The following is an 18,610-nucleotide window of genomic DNA, read 5'->3' on the forward strand; positions in this document are numbered from 1 at the left end:
AATAATACTACTAACACAATAAAATAAAGACATTATGAACCATCATGAGTGTATTCAAAAGGCACTCATGATAGCTTTATCATCAAATAAAAAACAAATAATTTCGATAAAAAACTCTAGTAAAAACATTCGCAGCAGCAGCCCTAATCGCAGTATCAACATTTGCAATGGCAGCTGACAAACCCGCATCGGAATCTGAGAAAGCAAACGTTAACCTTTCCACAGCAGACTTTGCTCTTGAGCATTATGTTGCGGTAACTACCGAAGGAGAGTCAGCTGGCGTAGAGCAGTTATTTGCCGAAGATTTCAGCCAAAAGGTTCAATCGGCAAATGCCAAGACCAACAGCCGCGATCAAGTCGTAAAATACTTGAAAAAACAAAAAGGAGCGAAGTTAAACTGTGTGATAAGCACCGATATCCTCGAGGAGTCGGCAGATTATATGGTCGCCAAAGTGACCCTAAAATTTGAAGACTTCACCAAGACTGATTTGGTGACTTTGGTACGTGAAGGTAATCACTGGAAAGTATCCAGTTCAGTCAACTCCTATAAATAGTCTCTAATAACTAGTGGTCAGCTCGATTACAAAAGTTGACCACTAGTGAATCATATGTTTATTTAAGGCCACCTCGTGAGACGTGGCTTTTTTTGTTTCTATACTTTTATTTAGCACTTTATCTTATCTTAAATAATTTTATCAGGGATTTGATTTAATTGTGAAACTAAATAATTAATAGGGGCGGTCAATTCAGATTGGTTACAAATGAATTGCTCAATAACGCCATAGGTTTCAAACGTTGATATATTAAAGCCATCTTCGATGTCATTATAGTAAATTATTTGATTTCCAAATAAAGCAACCTCCCAAAACCCTCCACCTTCATTTCCAAATAATTTTTCTTGCCACTTATGAGGAATGGCTTTGATGAGATTCCAAAGGTTTAACGCTTTATAATCCATTTTCAGTTCTGCCTGTAAAATAAGAAGTTTTATTTTGTCGATTGATATTGGTGTCCACATGCTCAAAAATAATGAAATTTAAAAAGAATTATATGAGAATAGGTGTACTAGAACCAAGCAGAAGCAAAGCCTATTCAACTTCATTGACGATATGTTCCTTCAAGTTAGCATAATTAAGCAAGCCTCCGCGTTTCACCCATCTTTGTAATATTTAGCTTTTTCTTTTTGAAATTCCGCAGCTAGATTCTATTCAAGTGTAAGGTTTTGACACTAGTAACAAGCAGGAAATGCATTTTCTCCTATCCAATCCTCAGGTTCATATTATGGAGGCAGACGCATTAACCTGTATACTGGGTTGATATCATAGAAGTAAATAATAAAGATTGAGAGCGATTAGGGGCATGCAATACTTTTTTGTACATACACTATATGATCGTTTGTAAACTAATTAAGCTTATCAAAAACATCTTAAAGGTTGTATTATCACAGCTGAAAAATTATAAAGAGCTTAACCTTAATGAAAGGAGGGATATGTCGGTTCCCTAAAATAAATACAATTAGACTTAAAAGAAAGCGGTATTTTGATCAGATCAAGAAATAAGAGTATTGGTTTTCATGCTGATAGAACGATACTGGCCAACACCTAAGAAACAGAGATTTTTGGTGATATAAAATTTGCCTCTAATCTATTGACCATAAAATAAAAAAATGTAGGATTTTTAAATGTCTAACCCATAAAAATAAACCAAATTAAATTTTAAAATGATGAAAAAAATAATCCCATTTATATTAATCACAGTTTTCTTTATTACTGCATGCAAAAAAGATTTACACCCTGTAGATCCAAATACAGTACATACCCCCGACGGTTTTAGTAGTGATAGAACAAGAAACTTAAATATTGTTTATTTTGTACCCAATGATTTAGATACGTTACCTGACTATCAACGAAGGCTCAGTGATATCATGTTATGGGTCAGACAATTTTATAAAAATGAGATGACCCGAAATGGATATGCAAATAAAACTTTTGGAATGTTTGTCAATAGTGACAGTCTTGTCAAGATTATAACAATCCGGGGTAGTAAGCCCAAGAGCGCCTACCCCTATGAGGGGGGGAGTGGAGCTGTAGCGGAGGAGGTTAATGCATGGTTTGAAACTCATCCCTCTGATAAGACGAGCGATCATACCCTTATTATAATTCCGAGATATGAATTTAGACAAGACGGTATAGCCACTGGAGGACCGTTTTACGGGACGGGGAAGTGGTGTTATGCATTAGACTATGAGGATTTTAATATCGCCAATATCGGTTTGGCCAATAATCAATTTACAGGTTGGTTTGGTGGTTTAGCTCACGAACTGGGACACGGGTTAAACCTTCCCCACAATTCAGAGAAAGTTTCTGAGAAATTAACACTCGGTACCGCCCTGATGGGGTATGGCAATTTTAGTTTGGGTAAGGAGGGAACAATGCTAACTGCTGCAGACGCAGCAATTTTGAATGCAAATCAAATTTTCAATAAAGACAGTAAAACTTATTACAACACCGCGAATGCGGAAATAGATCGTATTCACGCCCAATATGATGCTGCAAAAGAAGCTATTGTTGTGTCCGGCAAGTTTCATTCATCAAATAAGATTAATAGTATTGCATATTATAATGATCCCGAAGGAGGCGGAGACTATAACGCGATAACATGGGAATCAAAAACAATTGGTATAGATAGCTTTTATGTTGAAATGAAAACTTCGGATTTACAATACAAAGGAGACTCGTTGTACGATTTAAGGCTAAGATTTATCCATGAGAATGGTATAATTTCTACCTTTACTTATAACTATAAATTCATAAATAATATACCGATAATAAATTTTAGTACCCGTTCAGAACTAAGCAAACAAGGTTGGCAAGTACATTCTTTTAGTTCTGAAGAAATAGCTGAAGAAGATGGAGCCGCAGCAAATCTCATTGATGGAAGTTCTTCGAGCTATTGGCATTCTCGTTGGTCGACCAATGAAACTACATTTCCTCATGAATTAATCATAGATTTAGGAGCAATCAAAACAGCCCATGGACTCAGCTACACACATCGCAATGGATTGTCACGTGCAGTTAAAAATATAGAAGTTTCCTATAGTGCCGACGGAGTTAGCTTTAACCAAGTTGGAAACTACGAGGTTCCCAATCTCAATGGACCACAGTATTTGGATTTTATGGCACCAATGTCGTTTAGGTTTCTTAAAATAAAAGCCATTGATGCTTGGGACGGAGAACAGTTTGCAGCAATTGCTGAGCTCGGTCTTTATTGATAAAGTGTTAAGTTTTTATAGCATCAATGTTGATTCTTTACATCAACATTGATGTTATAGTATTAAAGTCAATCAGACTTTATTCCAGAAAACTCAAGTTCCCTCACAGCAACGACACTTTTCTCAGGTTGAATTCCTTCAATTACGAGGCGCATGTAACGAACCCCTAGTTGCTTTATGCTCTTGGAATTGTAATCTTGCCCCGACGAGGATAAATGGCTGCATATTGGTGACCATGTAAGCCCATCGATAGACGATTCCAAGGTATAAAGATACCAGTCACTATCCTTCCCCCAATAAATCCGATAAGAATCTAAATCATACTTCTCTCCCAGATCAATAGAAATTTTAATCGGGAGTTTTAGCTCATCTGCTCGCCAGAAACTAGTGAGGTTTCCATCAGTTATTACCTTTAGTGAGTCGATTGGGATTCCATCTATTTTAACGGCGGCAGTTGAAAGGTTTAGCTTTTCTCTTTTGTGCGCAGATGTTGCCGTATTCCTATTTTCAGTATGAGGATTATCATACTCATTCACCCAGGTATACCGCTTCCCGTCGGGAACCTGATTCTTATTTTTAGGAATACTTGCTATTATACCAGTTGCGGATTGTAATCCATCACTGCTTGCATTAATAATAATTTGACCGGCTTCAGTCGTTGTACGAATAAGTGCATAGGCTATGCCACCTTCAGTAAATTGTGGAGAAACCTTTGTATGAGGATTATTTCCACCTATCAGACGACCTTTTCCTGAGACAACCAACTTAATTGGAATTGTATCTGCTTGCTCAGGTGAGCTTACCAAATTTCCTTTTTCATCACAAATTTTAATATAAACTGGTATCATATCCGATCCTCCTGCATGAGGAACGATGCCTTGATCAGCGAATTCTATTTGCAGATGGTGGGGTGACGTGGCAGTTGAAACACGATGGGTACAAACGACTTTTCCACCCAATATTCCCTCCGCTTCCAGTTCTCCTGATTCGTAATCTGTTAGCTCAAAACGAAAGTACGAGCTACCTCCCTTTTTGTAAATAAATGGCGCCGTTACCGAATTGTTTTCTCTGTTTTTTTCGCCCACAAGTTTGTTATTTCGAAAGAGCCTGACAGTGTCACAATTTGAGAATACGATGATATTAGCATCCAGATCTTTTCTTGCATTGTGACTCGCTATATGTACAACAGGACCATAAGCGGGATTTCTGGCACCCTGCATCGCTTTCATTTGATAGTAGCCAAATTTCGGATATCTATCCAAATCAACTACTCCACTGAACGCAGTGACCGGATCATAACCGCGGGTATAATCGTTGAAACTCCAAAGGAAGTACCCACTTATTCGAGGATTTGCGTCTAGACCTGCATGATCCCAATAACCTCCGAGAGATTCTTCTTTTTCTCCATTGAGTGCATTCTGTCGTAATATTGATTGGTTGATTAATCCTTTATCGCCGTAAAGTCTCGAAGCACGGAGTCCATTTTCTTTACTTGGATCTGCAAACCATGCATCTCCCCATTCCCTTGTCAATGAAGGGCTTTTGGGGAATGGGTCAGTTCCATCAGGATCAACTACCTTATAAAATACGTCGTAGAAAGGTTGGCTTCTACTATTGAGGTCATCGGCTGTAAATAGTTGATCACCGGGTAACTCATCGTGGGCGATCTGTACCGCCTTCATCATCCAGGACGCTGGAGTAGGAGACTCGTTGAGCGATGTTTCCCATAAAAAAATAGAAGGATGATTACGGTCTCTCCTGATCATTTTGCGAATATCACGATATGTACGTTCGATAAATAAATCATCTTCATTAAAATATTGCCAACCCGGTTGGCATTCGATCACCAATAGACCTAGAGAATCACAAGCATCAAGAAATGCTGGCGATGGTGGATAGTGCGCGGCTCTTACCGCATTGAATCCTCCTTTCTTCAAGAGCATAACATCGCGATATTGCATCGAATTGCTTGCCGCATCTCCTACATAAGGGAATGCTTGGTGCCTGTTGGCACCCCGAATGTAAAGTTTATCGCCGTTTAAATAAAAGCCATCGGCTTTGCCGGTAGGAGAACGAAAGCTGAATCTCCTTATACCTATCCATGTATTTACCTCATCAATTAAAATATCGTTGGCATAAATGCGTGAAACCAGTTGGTATCGGAATGGATGATCGGGAGACCATAACTGCGGATTAAAAACCTCGAGCTTTTGGACAAAAGTAGAATCACCGGGAGAGATATTTGTTCTGCTATTGGTCTCTGATACGATTTTCCTGGTATTATCTAATAGTATTGTCTCCAAACGCAATTTGGATATCAAATGGGTATTGCTGTTTACGATATGCGTTCGGCAGTTAACTGTTGCCTTTTCTTTAGTAAGCGCCGGAAAGCTTACCAGAATTCCACCTCCAGCAATGATATCGGTTTCCATAGGATCCGAAATATAGGTTTTATCGGTAATGATCATTTTTACTTCCCGATAGATCCCTCCATAATAATTAAAATCTAGTTTCTGCATAGGCTTGCCGGGGGGCGTTGACGCATCATCCTTATTGCTGACGCGTATTGCGAGCACGTTATCTTTATCATATTGGATGTACGGCGTTATATCAACCACAAAGCCTAGGTATCCGCCAGCATGTTCTGCAATTTTTTTTCCGTTAAGAAAGATTGTACAGTTAGTTTGGACGCCTTCAAATTGAAGTACGGTTCTTTTATTTTGCATTCCGCCGGAAAGACGAAAATAACGGCGATACCATCCCGTACCTTGAAATACGCTGCCGCCGTTGTGTTTTGGCTCCAAACGCATAACATGCGGAATACTTACCGCTTCCCATTTGCTGTCATCATAATCTATCTCCATCGCCTGGTCCATATCTCCTCGATAAAATGCCCAGTTGGTATTCATATCAAGCAGTGTTCTTGCAGACCTTTTTTTCATTGCAAACAGCGATGAACATATACCCCATAATATTAATGAAAGCAAGATGTACTTTGTTTTTTTCATGTAAAAAATATAGTTCCACTTTAGTTTCTGCTAAAAGCTGTCAGAAAAGCACTTTGTTAGTGGCGAAAATGTATGATTAGTCTATTTTTCTTTGTAAAAAATGAGCCATCAGCGCTAAATATTTTAAGCTGATGGCTACGATTTACTAATTTGGATAACCTGGATTTTGTGTTAGATTACGATTTACATCAGTTTCTTTTCGGGGGATTGGCCAGAGATAATCTCTTTCACTGGAAAAAGTCCGAGATTCAGCCTCCACATGTTCACCCGTAAGCAATAAAGCTCCGTTCGTTGGATCGACGGTACCTAGTCGTGTACCATATACTTTTCCTTCACGTACTTGTGGCCCGATTTTCCAACGCTTTATATCAAACCATCTTAAACCTTCTAAAGCAAGTTCTACGCGGCGTTCTCTTCTTACCAGTTCGCGTAAGGTAGTTTGATTAGCATAAATAGATCTATCAACTTTGGGCATTCCGGCCCTTTGTCTTACGGCATCAATAGCGTCATACACACTGTTGTCTATGCTTGCACTTTCTATTTTTGCTTCAGCATATGTCAGCAATATCTCCGCATAGCGTATAAGAATCATATTTAAACCCGTATTCCATAAATCCGGATAGTCAGATAGATTAGACGTGTATTTCTTATATAAATAGCCCGTTTTAGAATTATTACTTCCGTTATAGTAGTCTCCAGAACTCCGTTCAATTGGATTATAATATTTTCCTTCGTAGAATTGTCCCGGATAGACGATAGATGCTGTAAGGCGAGGATCCCTATTTTTATAAGGATTGTTTTTGTTATAATTGGCATCTGGATCATCAATCGTTTTTCCATTGGCCATTTCATAAGCGTCTACTAAAGATTGCGTCGGATCAATCGAGCCCCATCCACCAAAAGTTGAGGATGGCATAATGCCAATGTTGCCGTTGGAATAGTCATTTTCCTTATATTGTATGTCAAGGATAACCTCATTGTTATTCTCATTCTGTATTCGGAAAACGTCTTGATAGGAAGAGAAGAGAGAGTAGCCCATTTCCATGACTTGCTTGCTAGTAATGATACAATCTGCGTATTTACCGCTATACAGCTCTAAACGTGCTTTGAGCGACAAGGCTGCTCCTCGGGTAATTCTGCCCACATCGTTAGCAGAATATTTCACAGGAAGTTCTGGCGTGATCGCCTTCAATTCGTCGAGGATATATTTCTGGATCTCAGAGACAGCAATACGACTTACCGCATTTGCTTCATCTTGGCTCAGTGTTTTAGTGACAAGTGGGACATCACCGTAAAGTTGGGTCAATGTAAAATACTGATAAGCGCGTAGGAAACGTGCTTCCGCTTTCATTCGGGTTTTCAATGCTTCGTCCATAGGGGTTTTATCCACGTTTTCTAGAAACCAGTTGGATTTCTGTATCGTGCTATATGACGGAGACCATCTATCAGTGATCCAAGTGTCTGAAGGACTCCCGGACCCATTTCCCAAGCTTGTATAACCTTCCCAATAATATTGGCTGTACACATTGTCCGATAAAGCATCCATGTAAAGTACGTGATATCCGTCGCTCCAGGAGTTATAACAACCATTAAGGGCTACTAATGCATCATTCTCCGAAGACCAGAGCGATGAATTGCTGTAGGCATCTTTGGGATTTCTGTCCAGAAAATCTTTCTGGCAACCCGTAACAGTTATACTGAGAAAAAGAGATAATATTAAAGTTTTTTTCATGTGTAATGCGAATAAGAGTTAAAAAGTGACATTTAGGCCCAACGTATGTACTTTGACCTGAGGATAATAATATATGCCACTACTAGAGGAAGCCTCCGGATCGATCCAGTCTTGAAGTCCGCTGAAAGTCAATATATTTTGACCGCTATAATAGATACGGGCACGGCTGATTCCCAATTTTTTGATTAAGCTGGTGAAGTTGTATCCTACCTGTAGATTTTTTAGCCGGATATAGGAAGCATCTTTGACCCAGAATGAAGAAGGATTGTCTATTGCATTATTTTGATTTTGGGAATAAAGGATCCGAGGAAGTGACGCTCCGGGATTTTCGGGGGTCCAAGTATCCAATAACGCAGATGTAGGCTTTCCTGCGGCGTCACTGACTTCGCCTAGCTTTCCTTCCATATACGTATTTACACGAGCGGCCCCTTGAAAGAATAGCGTAAGGTCGATATTCTTATATGTACCGCCCAATGTTAGTCCGAAAGTGGTCTTGGGGTAGTAATTGCCTAAATATTGTTTATCGTCGCTATCAATTACTTTGTTGCCGTCAATATCACGGTATTTTAAATCCCCGGCTCCGGTCCGATTGCTTTGAAAAGCATTCTTTTCTACCTCTTCTTTCGTTTGGAAAATTCCTTCTGCAATATAGCCATATAGCGAATTGATAGGATAGCCTACTTGTTGTATAGTTGTATTTGTTAGGTAAGGCCCCGTACCATATAGATCGGTGATCTTATTATCGATAAAAGAGATGTTGAACGAACCATTGTAGGCAAAGTCTCCCTTATTGTCTTTGTATCCAAGGACAAATTCCCAACCTTTGTTTTGTACAGCACCAGCGTTTCTCGTTGGGGGTTTTAATCCATATACGCCACTGACGGGTACATCCAGTATAATGTCATTTGTTTTCCGATTAAACCAGTCGACAGTCAGATCCAGTTTTCCTTTGAAGAATGACGCATCGATACCTGCACCATAAGTGGTCGTGCTTTCCCAGCGAAGATCGGCATTGGCACCACTAGTCGGGGCTACGCCCGTTGCTATAGTAGGGGAGGCTCCACCAAATGTATAGTTTTGATCAGAACTGATCACGGTGATGTATGGGTAATATGGCGCACTGGGAAAATCACCATTAGCTTTGACTTCCTGATTACCGAGTTTTCCCCATGACCCACGGATTTTTAAAGCAGATATAGATTCCTTTACTGGCTCAAAGAAATTTTCTCTGTTCAGATTCCATCCAGCTGAGAATGAAGGAAAAGCGCCCCAGCGGTGTTTTGGTGAAAAACGAGATGTTCCATCATACCTCAAATTTGCTTCAAATAGGTACTTACCCGCAAAATCGTAATTCAATCGACCAAAATAAGAACGCAATGCCATTTCATATCCATAACCAGAGGCAGTTTGTCCGGCGGTCGATCCGAGATTTATTTCACTCAGCTCATTGTTGAGAAAGCGCTGTCTGTAAGCACTATTTTCAGTATATTGTGTAAGCTCTTGAAAATAGCCTCCCAATACCTTTATATTATGATCTCCAAAGCTTTTTGTATAATCTAACAAGCCCTGGAGTGTTGTCCTTCGGAAGGTTGTATTTTTATCGGTAAGTTTATTTGGTCCTTGATAGAAGGTTTTGTCTCCTGCGGCATTGTAATACTGAATGTCAGCAATAAAAAACTTATTTTGTGCTATGGAAGATACAAAGCCTAGTGTAGGTTTAAAATGGAGACCCTGTAGGACCTCCCAGTCTGCACCGACATTTCCAACAAAATCATAATAGTTTTCGCGGTTAAAAGACGGTGATTCCAGCCAAGCAAGTGGATTTCCATCGGCAATGCTTCCATAGTGGCCATTTTCATATTTATAAGGAACCATTGGAACAATTCGGTTGATTTGTCGAACCACCTGAGTGAATCCCGATACCCCTGGCATGCTTGATTGCGGTTCCTGTAATGGCGAGTAAGTATAGGCGAGATTGCCGTGAACTTTCAGTTGGTCATTGATTTTTGATTCCAGATTAAAACGGGAAGTATAACGCTTCGCATTTGTTTTTTCCATAAGACCATTTTGATCAAAATAACCAAGGGAGAGCATGTACCGGGACTTGTCGTTTCCGCCGTTTACACTCAAGTAATGATTTTGTTGCACCCCATTGCCCCTATAAGCAAGATCCAGCCAATCCGTATTGGGATAATTATAGGGATCAGATCCATTCTTGAATGTTTCAATTTCTTCTTCCGTATACCGCGGTTGTTTTCCTTCATTGCGGAGAGCCTGATTATAGAGTCCCGCGGCTTGCCAAGATGGCAAATAATCAAAAAGCCCGGTTGCACTTTGTTTGCCGACATAGGTGTTATAGGTCAGGATAGTTTTTCCTTCCTTACCTTTTTTCGTCGTGATTAAGATTACCCCGTTGGCTGCCCGAGATCCGTAAATAGCAGCAGATGCTGCATCTTTCAATACCGATATACTTTCTATATCATCAGGGTTGACATTGTTCATAGTAGAGATCATTCCATCAACGACAACCATCGCACCAGCATTATTGAGTGTTCCAATGCCACGCACACGTATTGTGGCCGCGTCACGTCCCGGCTGTCCAGAACTTGCAGCGGTGACCGTGACTCCTGCCATTGTTCCCTGTAATGCATTTCCGACGCTTGTGACAGGACGGTCTGTCAGTTGAGAAGCACGAACGGTGGAAACTGATCCCGTTAAATTTTCTTTGCGCTGCTGACCAAATCCGACTACAACTACTTCCTGAAGATTAGCCTGGTCCGATTGCATAGTGACATTAATAGCTTCATTTCCATTAATCGCTATTTCCTGGGATTTATAGCCTACATAGCGAAAGATAAGAATACCTTCGTGAGGTATTTTCAGTTGGAATTTTCCGTTTGCATCGGTCGTTGTTCCAATTCCATTACTGCCTTTTAACATGACATTTACCCCTGCTAAGGTTTTTGCCGAATCACGTACTGTACCCGTAGCAATTAGTTGCTGAACCCTAGGTTCAAATGATGCCACTTCCCTCATTTGAATTACGATGGTATTGTTTTTTAATGTGTATGTTATCGGCTGTTGGGCAAGACATTTGTCAAGCGCTTCACGAAGCGGCATATTGGTCACGTTGATATCTAAGCGTTTACTTTTCTCCAATACGTCATTTTTGTAGACAAAGTCGTAACCAGTCTGCTGTTTAATCGCGTTGAATATAGTCTTCAGGGGAGCCTTTTCCATATGGAGTGTTACTTGCTGACCATTGGCAGCCAAAGACGATTGCAGAAAGGCAGCGGTTAGAATAATACATGTTAGGTATATTTTCATAAAGCCTTTTTTTAAAATAGATCCAGATGTTCCATTTATTAGGTTATAGTAACCTGATGTGTTAGCAACATTGGGATAAGGGGAAAGATCCCCTTTGGTATTAGTAAACATCATTTTATTTTAGGATTAATCAATTAAAATTAATTTGGTCAGGATTCTAACTGTCTAAAGATATAGGTAGCATTCGGTCACTATTTAGGAGAATCCATAGCTTGTTTTTCGTCTACGGTTTGATCATAATCCTCCTTCCTTTTAGGTTAAAATGAATACCGGTCAGTTTTAGTACGTCCAATACTTCCTGTATATCTTTTGAACGTGAGATTGATCCTCCAAGCCTTGTTTGATCTATATTTCCTTTGTAGATGATCTCAACGTCATACCAGCGTGAAATCTGTCGCATGATTTGTTCTAGTGGCATAGCGTCGAATGTAAAATCACCTCGCTTCCAAGCGATAGATTGAGCGATATCCGCTTCTTGTATCGTAATACGTCCATTGTTTAAGATGCTTTGTTGTCCCGGTTTTAGTGTTTTTGAATCATAAATAGACTTTGCAGATATCTTTACACTGCCCTCTATTAGGGTTGTTTTTATATCCTGTTCATCAGTGTAGGCATTAATATTAAAGATGGTCCCCAACACCTCGACCTGTTGTTTCGCTGTCTCAACGATAAAAGGAACTCTTTCCGTTTTCGTGCCCTCTTTGGTTTGTTCCGCAACCTCAAAATATGCTTCTCCGGTCAACTTTACCCTTCTCTCGTTTCCAAAGAACCGGACGGGGTAGGTTATTGACGATGAAGAGTTTAACCATACTGATGTCCCGTCGGAAAGTGTGACTTTGAATTTCCCTCCTCTTGGCACTATGATCGTATTCATTTCCATAATGTGGTTGATTTGATTCGTATTTGTATAATCCAAGGCTCCCTTTTCTTTCATTAAGATCGTAGCCCCAGTAGCAAAAGAGATATTTCTAGTATCCATACTATCCAGATTGACAGTAAGTCCGTTGGCTAAGAGTAAGATTGCTTTGTCTGACCCTGGTTGAACAACTGATATATTGGTTGCTTCAATTTTTTCTCCGCTCTGATATACGAATAGGTATATGGCTCCTAAAACGGCAATAGCCATAGAAGCGGCGATACTCAATATCCGTCGTAACGGACGGAAAGTTCTTTCGAGCATACGCTGATCATGATCAGTAACCTTTACATCTATCTTTTTCCATAGGTTATATTCTTGAATTTCTCTGCTTCCATGTTTTACTTCGTCCCACTCTTTCTCTTTCTCTTGCGATTCGATATATTTATAAAATGAGAATAGCTGCTTTTTCTCATGTTTGTTTGCTTTGCCCTTTATATATCTTTTGATGATATGTTGTATACTCTGTCTATTTTTCATCTCCATGTTATTAGTGTATGTTCAAAAAAAAAGCACCAACCCCTAAGAGTTGATGTTTTTATTGTATGTTCAGGAATAAATTATCTGAGGATATCCAGTATTGTCAATAGCAAAATCGGCAAAGTCCAAGGTGAGAGGTATTTTCTCATTTTTTTAATGGCCAATGTGATCTGGTTTTCAACTGTTTTTGTAGATATATTGAGTCGAGCTGCTATTTCTTTATTGGTCAGGTGCTCTTGTCGACTTAAGTAAAAGATCTTACCACATTTTTCGGGTAGTTTTTCAATACTAATTTTAAGTGCTTCTTCAATCTCTCTGTAGCTTTGTTGCGTGTCAAAAAACTCGGCTGGCAATTTCGATAATTCTATGACAAAGTTGTTTCGACATTTTTTGTTATTTATGCATTTGAAGACTTGAAACCGCACTGCGGTAAATAAATAAGATTCCAGATTCTTAATGGCCAAATTTGAACGTCTGATCCAGAGCTGAGAAAAGATTTCTTGAATAATATCCTCACAGACTTCTTTATCACGAAGTACATTGTAAGCCGCCAGATATAATCTATGCCAGAACCGGCCATATAGTTTTTCGAAAGCTATTTTTGAACCGCGATAGAGTTCTTCCAGCAGTATAATGTCTTCATGCGGTAACGTTTCTTTCTTTTCAGAAATATGAATACATTCGTCATGTTTTCGACCTAAATCCATATCAAATGATTATCTCCAGTGTTAATAGCGTGGTTGAAACTTATTAAAGATTAGGTTTGGATTTTGATGCAATCACTACCTCTGTCTAGATGCGGTAATGGTATTGCGGATCCACCACAAACATGGATAATTTGCTAGATAAAAGCTGAAAAATGCTCCCCCCAAGAAGTACTCTATTGTTATTAAATTATTGGTTTTTAGGTATATATTTTTTTTGTGGGCGTGCTTTTATATTGGTATATACATTCTTGTATATATAGGTTATATGGACATCATTTTTAATTGTCACTCTCATCTACCCGGCCTCTTATCCAAATGATTAAATCCTCCTCTGGTGATAATCCAAGTTTCTTTCTCAAATTATAGCGATTATTTTCAATTGTCTTCGTAGCCTTAAAAGTATAGTCCGCAATTTCCTTGGTTGAAAAGCCGAGATAAATATAAGCGCATAGAATTAATTCAGTCGATTTGAAATTGGTATCGATACTAAGCATTTGTTTCAAAAATCGGGGATGAACCTCTTGGAATCGTGCCCAAAAAACAGGGGAATTTTTCTTCGCTAGTTGGATAAGTTCCGAAAAGGATTCATTTACCTTAAGTTCTAAAGTTTCTATCATTTGCTTTTTTTCTTCAATTTCGTTCTCTTTCGCAGAAATAAGTTTTGTCTTTTTTCGCTTGAATTGGTGGTATTTCCACGCAAGTATCAAAAGTATCACAGAAAGTGATACGATAAATATTAATTTAGATCTGTTCTCACGGGCTGTGGCTTCGTTTTCACTTTTTTCGATATTATCCAACACTGCTTGTACCCTGACTCTATTTTTATTTTCATCAATCAGTCTTGCTGCTGAGGATAATTTCAGATATTTTTCTTCTTCCTCTATTTGTCGAACTCTACTGTAGCTTTTTGAGATCTTAAGATATAGGTCTGAAGACGTAGACCTGTCCCATGTTCTTTTACGCTTGTCAGCAACAGCATCCAGATAAAAAGCAATGGCTTTTTTGATGTCTCCAGTTTGTGTGTAATAATCACCATAGATTTCTAAGAAAAGAGTTAGTGGCTTATTGTCTATTTGTGCCTGAGCAAAGGCAATCTTTATAAAAGGGAGCGCGGATGTTGGGTTGAATTGCTCGATATACATCATCGCCTTATAATAGTTTAAATAGGCTTTAGTCTTGTATATTTTTTTCAAATGTCTATAAGAGCTATCTGGCACTTTCTGTGCTTGTTCAATAGCCATTGAGCCATAGCGATGGGCAGATTTATAGTCACCGATGAGTGTATAGGAATTGCCTAGAGAGGCAAGACTAAGTGCGGCAATCATCATAGATTCAGGCGATTGCCCCGGGAGGGTTAAATCAAGTATTTCTTGGTCTTGCTTAGCCTGCTGTTTATAGAGATGAAGTCGGCTGTAGTGGTGTGATTTTAGTTGTAAGAGGTTGGATTTTAGTGTTTTATTTTTGTTTACGGAACTTTCTGCGAGCCCCTTGTCGATATATGGATATGATTTTTCGTATTCTTCCAGGATATTTAAGGAGCGCGCAATATAAAAGTAAGCTTCTGCTTTGCGCTCTGAATCTTTACTGTCCTCTACCATGATGTTTGCCTGTTTGGCATATTCCAACGATGTGAGGGGATCGTCATCGATAGCCCCGTCAGCTTTTGTCAACAGGTCGTCAATCTTAGAATTGTCCCCATCGCTGCGGATACACGAAAAAGTACTTGTACTGAGTAGCAATACTAGAATTGTCCAGTGGCTCTTAATAATAGTGTTTAACATATTTCTAATCTACATCTGTGAGCTTATGATTTCTATTTGAACGCCACAAAACTATATCTGGTTGATTGATCTATAATCTGATTTTTATATTTTTTTGTTATCTCTTAAAAAATTAAGGAGATAAGTTTTATGGTTTGTCGGCTATACGTTACTTTGGTAGTAAAGTTATGATATTTCAAAATATAATTATAAAACATAATAGGACACTACTATAATTGTTTAAATACAGGTGCGTAATTTTTTATCAAAAAAAGTTTAATCATTGAGGTTCAAACTTGAATTGTCTTGAGAATGAATAGCGGCAACATAACCCTAAAGAGTAATTCGCTTCATCCCTCCATTCCCGCCATTCACCGAGTTTTCCTGTCCATTAGTCTAAAGCCCATAGGTCAGGGGCGTATTGTGTCGTAGTTTTGAGTCAACAAATAAGAACAATATAACTAACACAATAAAATAAAGACATTATGAACCATCATGAGTGTATTCAAAAGACACTCATGATAGCTTTATCATCAAATAAAAAAACAAATAATTTCGATAAAAAACGCTAGTAAAAACATTCGCAGCAGCAGCCCTAACCGCAGTATCCACATTTGCAATGGCAGCTAACAAACCAGCATCAAAAACTAAAAAAGTAACCGTTAACCTTTCTACAGCAGACTTTGCCCTTGACCACTATATTGCGGTTACGACCGCGGGGGAACCTGCAGGAGTAGAGCATTTATTTGCCGAAGATTTCAGCCAAAAGGTTCAATCGGCAAATGCAAAGACCAACAGACGCGATCAAGTCGTAAAATACTTGAAAAAACAAAAAGGAGCGAAGCTAAACTGTGTGATAAGCACCGATATCCTCGAGGAATCGGCAGATTATGTGGTCGCCAAAGTGACACTAAAATTTGAAGACTTCACCAAGACTGATTTGGTGACTTTGGTTCGCGAGGGTAACGACTGGAAAGTGTCCAAATCAATCAATTCGTATAAATAAGAGCCATCTCAAATAAATATATATGTTGTAGAGCCATATCGGAAGATGTGGCTTTAATTTTTACTGTTGGTTTTTATCTTTTTCAAGCAGAAGTATAAAATCCAAATATGTTTTTTTCTTTGAAAAATAGATATCATCCAATAAGCTTTTATATGCTGCAATAGCCTGCAGCAGAATTTGAAGATTTTCCTCATTGTACTGGTCTACATTAAAGTATAACAAGTCCGTAGCAATATATTTATTTAGTGTAGCCAACAAAGTTGCATCCATTGGGGGGTGTATGTTGTCCTGCAGTGATAGAAGCTTGGCTAATTTATTTTTGAAAACCTTTTCTCGTCTTTTGAGGTCACTCACTCTTGCTTCGATTTCCCCAAATGGCAAGGTCTGAGAGAGAAACGCAGTATTTTCATTCATGTCGTCATAAATCGCCTGCGACTCATCAAATGTTTTATGGAAAGCAGCAAAATCATAATATTTCTGATCAAATTCTTCTTTACGGTTCTGTGCAATGGATAGCTGTAAAAAATAATGATGTATTTGATGATTATAGCCGTCTACTTGGCGCGTTATATCTTGGATGTCTTTATCAATTTTTAACAATAGCTCATCGGCATCGATATCCCGGTATTTTTTACCATCATAATCGAAGGTTTTTAGTTTAATTTCCCCCTTGTGTATTGCTTCCACAACATATTTGTCATTTTTCAGACTGTTGAGCTCATAGAAGAGGTCAATTCTGTCATCTGCAAACAATTCGTCAAATGTTAGTCCAATATGCTCTTTTGCCGCTAATTGATCCCCTTGTAGTATAGGGTTGTTGTAATCGTAGAAATCGTTAAATTTTGGATTGATAGTATATCTGTTGATTTGACTTTCAAAATTATCTTTGAATGTCTGGAGTTCAAAAACTGCTGGGGCCTGCTGATATTGGATATTCGAAAATAGCTTGTTAGAAATTTGATCTGCTATTGCAGCACCATTTGCAAGCAAGGCAATAGCAGGTTTATTCGAAACATCAGTCTTTATGATATCAAGTTTCCACAGGGCTTTCACTCGTTCTTCATCCGTTGGATGTGAGGCCCATTGATTTTCGAGATTCAATTTCGATTTATCATATCTTTTTAATGTCGCCAGTTCGATCTGAGGGAAGCCTTCTTGAACCCGATACCTACATCTCTCTGCAAGAAGTTGCATCACACAATGTTGTTCGCGATAAATATTATTACTGCGAATATTATCAGCGATCTTTCCATCATAAAAATTAAAAACATAATTTAACGCATGATTTGCAAAACCCAATCGCAATAAAGAGTCTGCTAAGGCTTTGGAACCAGCTACATGTGCTGCAATTTCATCTGCATGAAATTCCATTTCCCGGGATAATGCCAAATAATTTAGATTAACATATTTGTAGAGGTATTTCAAGATGTTTTGAATCTGCTGGATAATAAAAACCGATATACCGATAAAAATAGCAGAATAGCCACTCACATTTCCCCATGTTTCAAATGTGCGATCCAGCGACTCATTTTTATATAGCATATTGTAGATGATTTGATTGACATGATAGACATAACTACCAACTTTCATACTTTTCTGTGAAAAATGTCCGAATTCATGTGCAAGAATGGCTTTTAATTCCTGTTCAGTTACAGCATTTATTAAGCCCACACCGATCTGTAGATTCTTTCTTATGGGAAGGAACATGCTCCAAAAACTCGAATCATAAAATACCGAGGCGTTAACATCATGAGATAGGAATACCTTCTTTGGGAAACTGGTGCCAACTTCGTCGACAATCTGATGGATTAAGGAAAATAGTTTCGGTTCATCCTGTTCAGTAATTTTGGTCAGATGGCTCGTATCTACTTTTGTCGAAGCAAATATAAATTTTACAAGAAAAAATAAAACCGTGAGACCGGAGGCAAACAGCCCTAGACAGGCAACTGCTGTTAGGAACATCGGTTTGGAAGTAAAAATTAATACACCTAACAGGGTAAAACCAATCGTAATTCCTATTGCAAATAGAAGCAGGAAAATATAGGTAAATGCAAAAACGAAAATAGATAAGATCGTTTTACGTGCATGTTTTTTAAAACTTGCTGATACTAGTACTTTCATAAAGCTGTTAACAGTGATAAATTTGTTAATTGACTGATATAAAACTAAAAAATAATATCCATTTATTTGATATAGCCGTAGATCTAGTTTATAATCAGTTCACCTCCCTATTTCCACCATTCATCGAGTTTTCCAGTCCGTTAATCTAAAGCCCATAGGCTAGGGGCGTATTGTGTTGTAGTTTTGATTCAACAAATAAGAACAACAGAACTAACACAATAGGATAAAGACATTATGAACCATCATGATTGTATTCAAAAGGCACTCATGATAGCTTTATCA

At 38.5% G+C, this 18,610-nt stretch carries 11 protein-coding genes; 3 read left to right on the top strand and 8 right to left on the bottom strand.

The window, feature by feature from the left end; translation table 11 throughout:
• The first annotated feature begins 167 nt into the window (after positions 1-167).
• Positions 168-554 carry a nuclear transport factor 2 family protein gene (locus tag HMAT_RS18865; protein ID WP_104384393.1) on the top strand — a complete coding sequence of 129 codons (387 nt, stop codon included), beginning with the start codon at positions 168-170 and terminating at the stop codon, positions 552-554.
• A gap of 128 nt (positions 555-682) precedes the next feature.
• Here HMAT_RS18865 and HMAT_RS18870 read toward each other — a convergent pair whose 3' ends face one another.
• Positions 683-1,018: a hypothetical protein gene (locus HMAT_RS18870; protein ID WP_233789458.1), complete on the bottom strand. Its 336-nt coding sequence runs from the start codon at positions 1,016-1,018 to the stop codon at positions 683-685.
• A 702-nt stretch (positions 1,019-1,720) separates the two neighbouring features.
• Here HMAT_RS18870 and HMAT_RS18875 point away from each other — a divergent pair.
• On the top strand, positions 1,721-3,271 hold the full coding sequence (locus HMAT_RS18875; protein ID WP_104384394.1) for a discoidin domain-containing protein: 1,551 nt from the start codon (positions 1,721-1,723) through the stop codon (positions 3,269-3,271).
• Between the two features lie 68 nt (positions 3,272-3,339).
• On the opposite strand, the gene HMAT_RS18880 is transcribed toward HMAT_RS18875, so the two are convergent.
• The 6 genes from HMAT_RS18880 to HMAT_RS18905 all read right to left on the bottom strand — a co-directional run bounded on the left by HMAT_RS18880 (position 3,340) and on the right by HMAT_RS18905 (position 15,111).
• Positions 3,340-6,213 carry a glycoside hydrolase family 2 TIM barrel-domain containing protein gene (locus HMAT_RS18880; protein WP_233789460.1) on the bottom strand — a complete coding sequence of 958 codons (2,874 nt, stop codon included), beginning with the start codon at positions 6,211-6,213 and terminating at the stop codon, positions 3,340-3,342.
• Positions 6,214-6,424: 211 nt separating this feature from the next.
• Complete coding sequence (locus tag HMAT_RS18885) at positions 6,425-8,011, bottom strand: RagB/SusD family nutrient uptake outer membrane protein (protein ID WP_104384396.1); 1,587 nt, start codon at positions 8,009-8,011, stop codon at positions 6,425-6,427.
• Between the two features lie 18 nt (positions 8,012-8,029).
• Entirely contained in the window at positions 8,030-11,338 is a 3,309-nt protein-coding gene (locus tag HMAT_RS18890; protein WP_158655994.1) for a TonB-dependent receptor, read from the bottom strand.
• Positions 11,339-11,561: 223 nt separating this feature from the next.
• Positions 11,562-12,734, bottom strand: coding sequence for a FecR family protein (locus HMAT_RS18895; protein ID WP_158655995.1), 1,173 nt, complete (start codon positions 12,732-12,734; stop codon positions 11,562-11,564).
• Positions 12,735-12,814: 80 nt separating this feature from the next.
• Complete coding sequence (locus tag HMAT_RS18900; protein ID WP_104384399.1) at positions 12,815-13,441, bottom strand: RNA polymerase sigma-70 factor; 627 nt, start codon at positions 13,439-13,441, stop codon at positions 12,815-12,817.
• A 278-nt stretch (positions 13,442-13,719) separates the two neighbouring features.
• Positions 13,720-15,111, bottom strand: coding sequence for a LuxR C-terminal-related transcriptional regulator (locus HMAT_RS18905; protein ID WP_158655996.1), 1,392 nt, complete (start codon positions 15,109-15,111; stop codon positions 13,720-13,722).
• 709 nt (positions 15,112-15,820) lie between these two features.
• Between HMAT_RS18905 and HMAT_RS18910 the strand changes: the two genes are divergently transcribed.
• Positions 15,821-16,207 carry a nuclear transport factor 2 family protein gene (locus HMAT_RS18910; protein ID WP_104384401.1) on the top strand — a complete coding sequence of 129 codons (387 nt, stop codon included), beginning with the start codon at positions 15,821-15,823 and terminating at the stop codon, positions 16,205-16,207.
• 60 nt (positions 16,208-16,267) lie between these two features.
• Here HMAT_RS18910 and HMAT_RS18915 read toward each other — a convergent pair whose 3' ends face one another.
• Complete coding sequence (locus HMAT_RS18915) at positions 16,268-18,328, bottom strand: M48 family metallopeptidase (protein ID WP_104384402.1); 2,061 nt, start codon at positions 18,326-18,328, stop codon at positions 16,268-16,270.
• Positions 18,329-18,610 lie beyond the last annotated feature (282 nt).

The organism is Sphingobacterium sp. HMA12, assembly GCF_002933815.1.
Classification (GTDB): Bacteria; Bacteroidota; Bacteroidia; order Sphingobacteriales; family Sphingobacteriaceae; genus Sphingobacterium.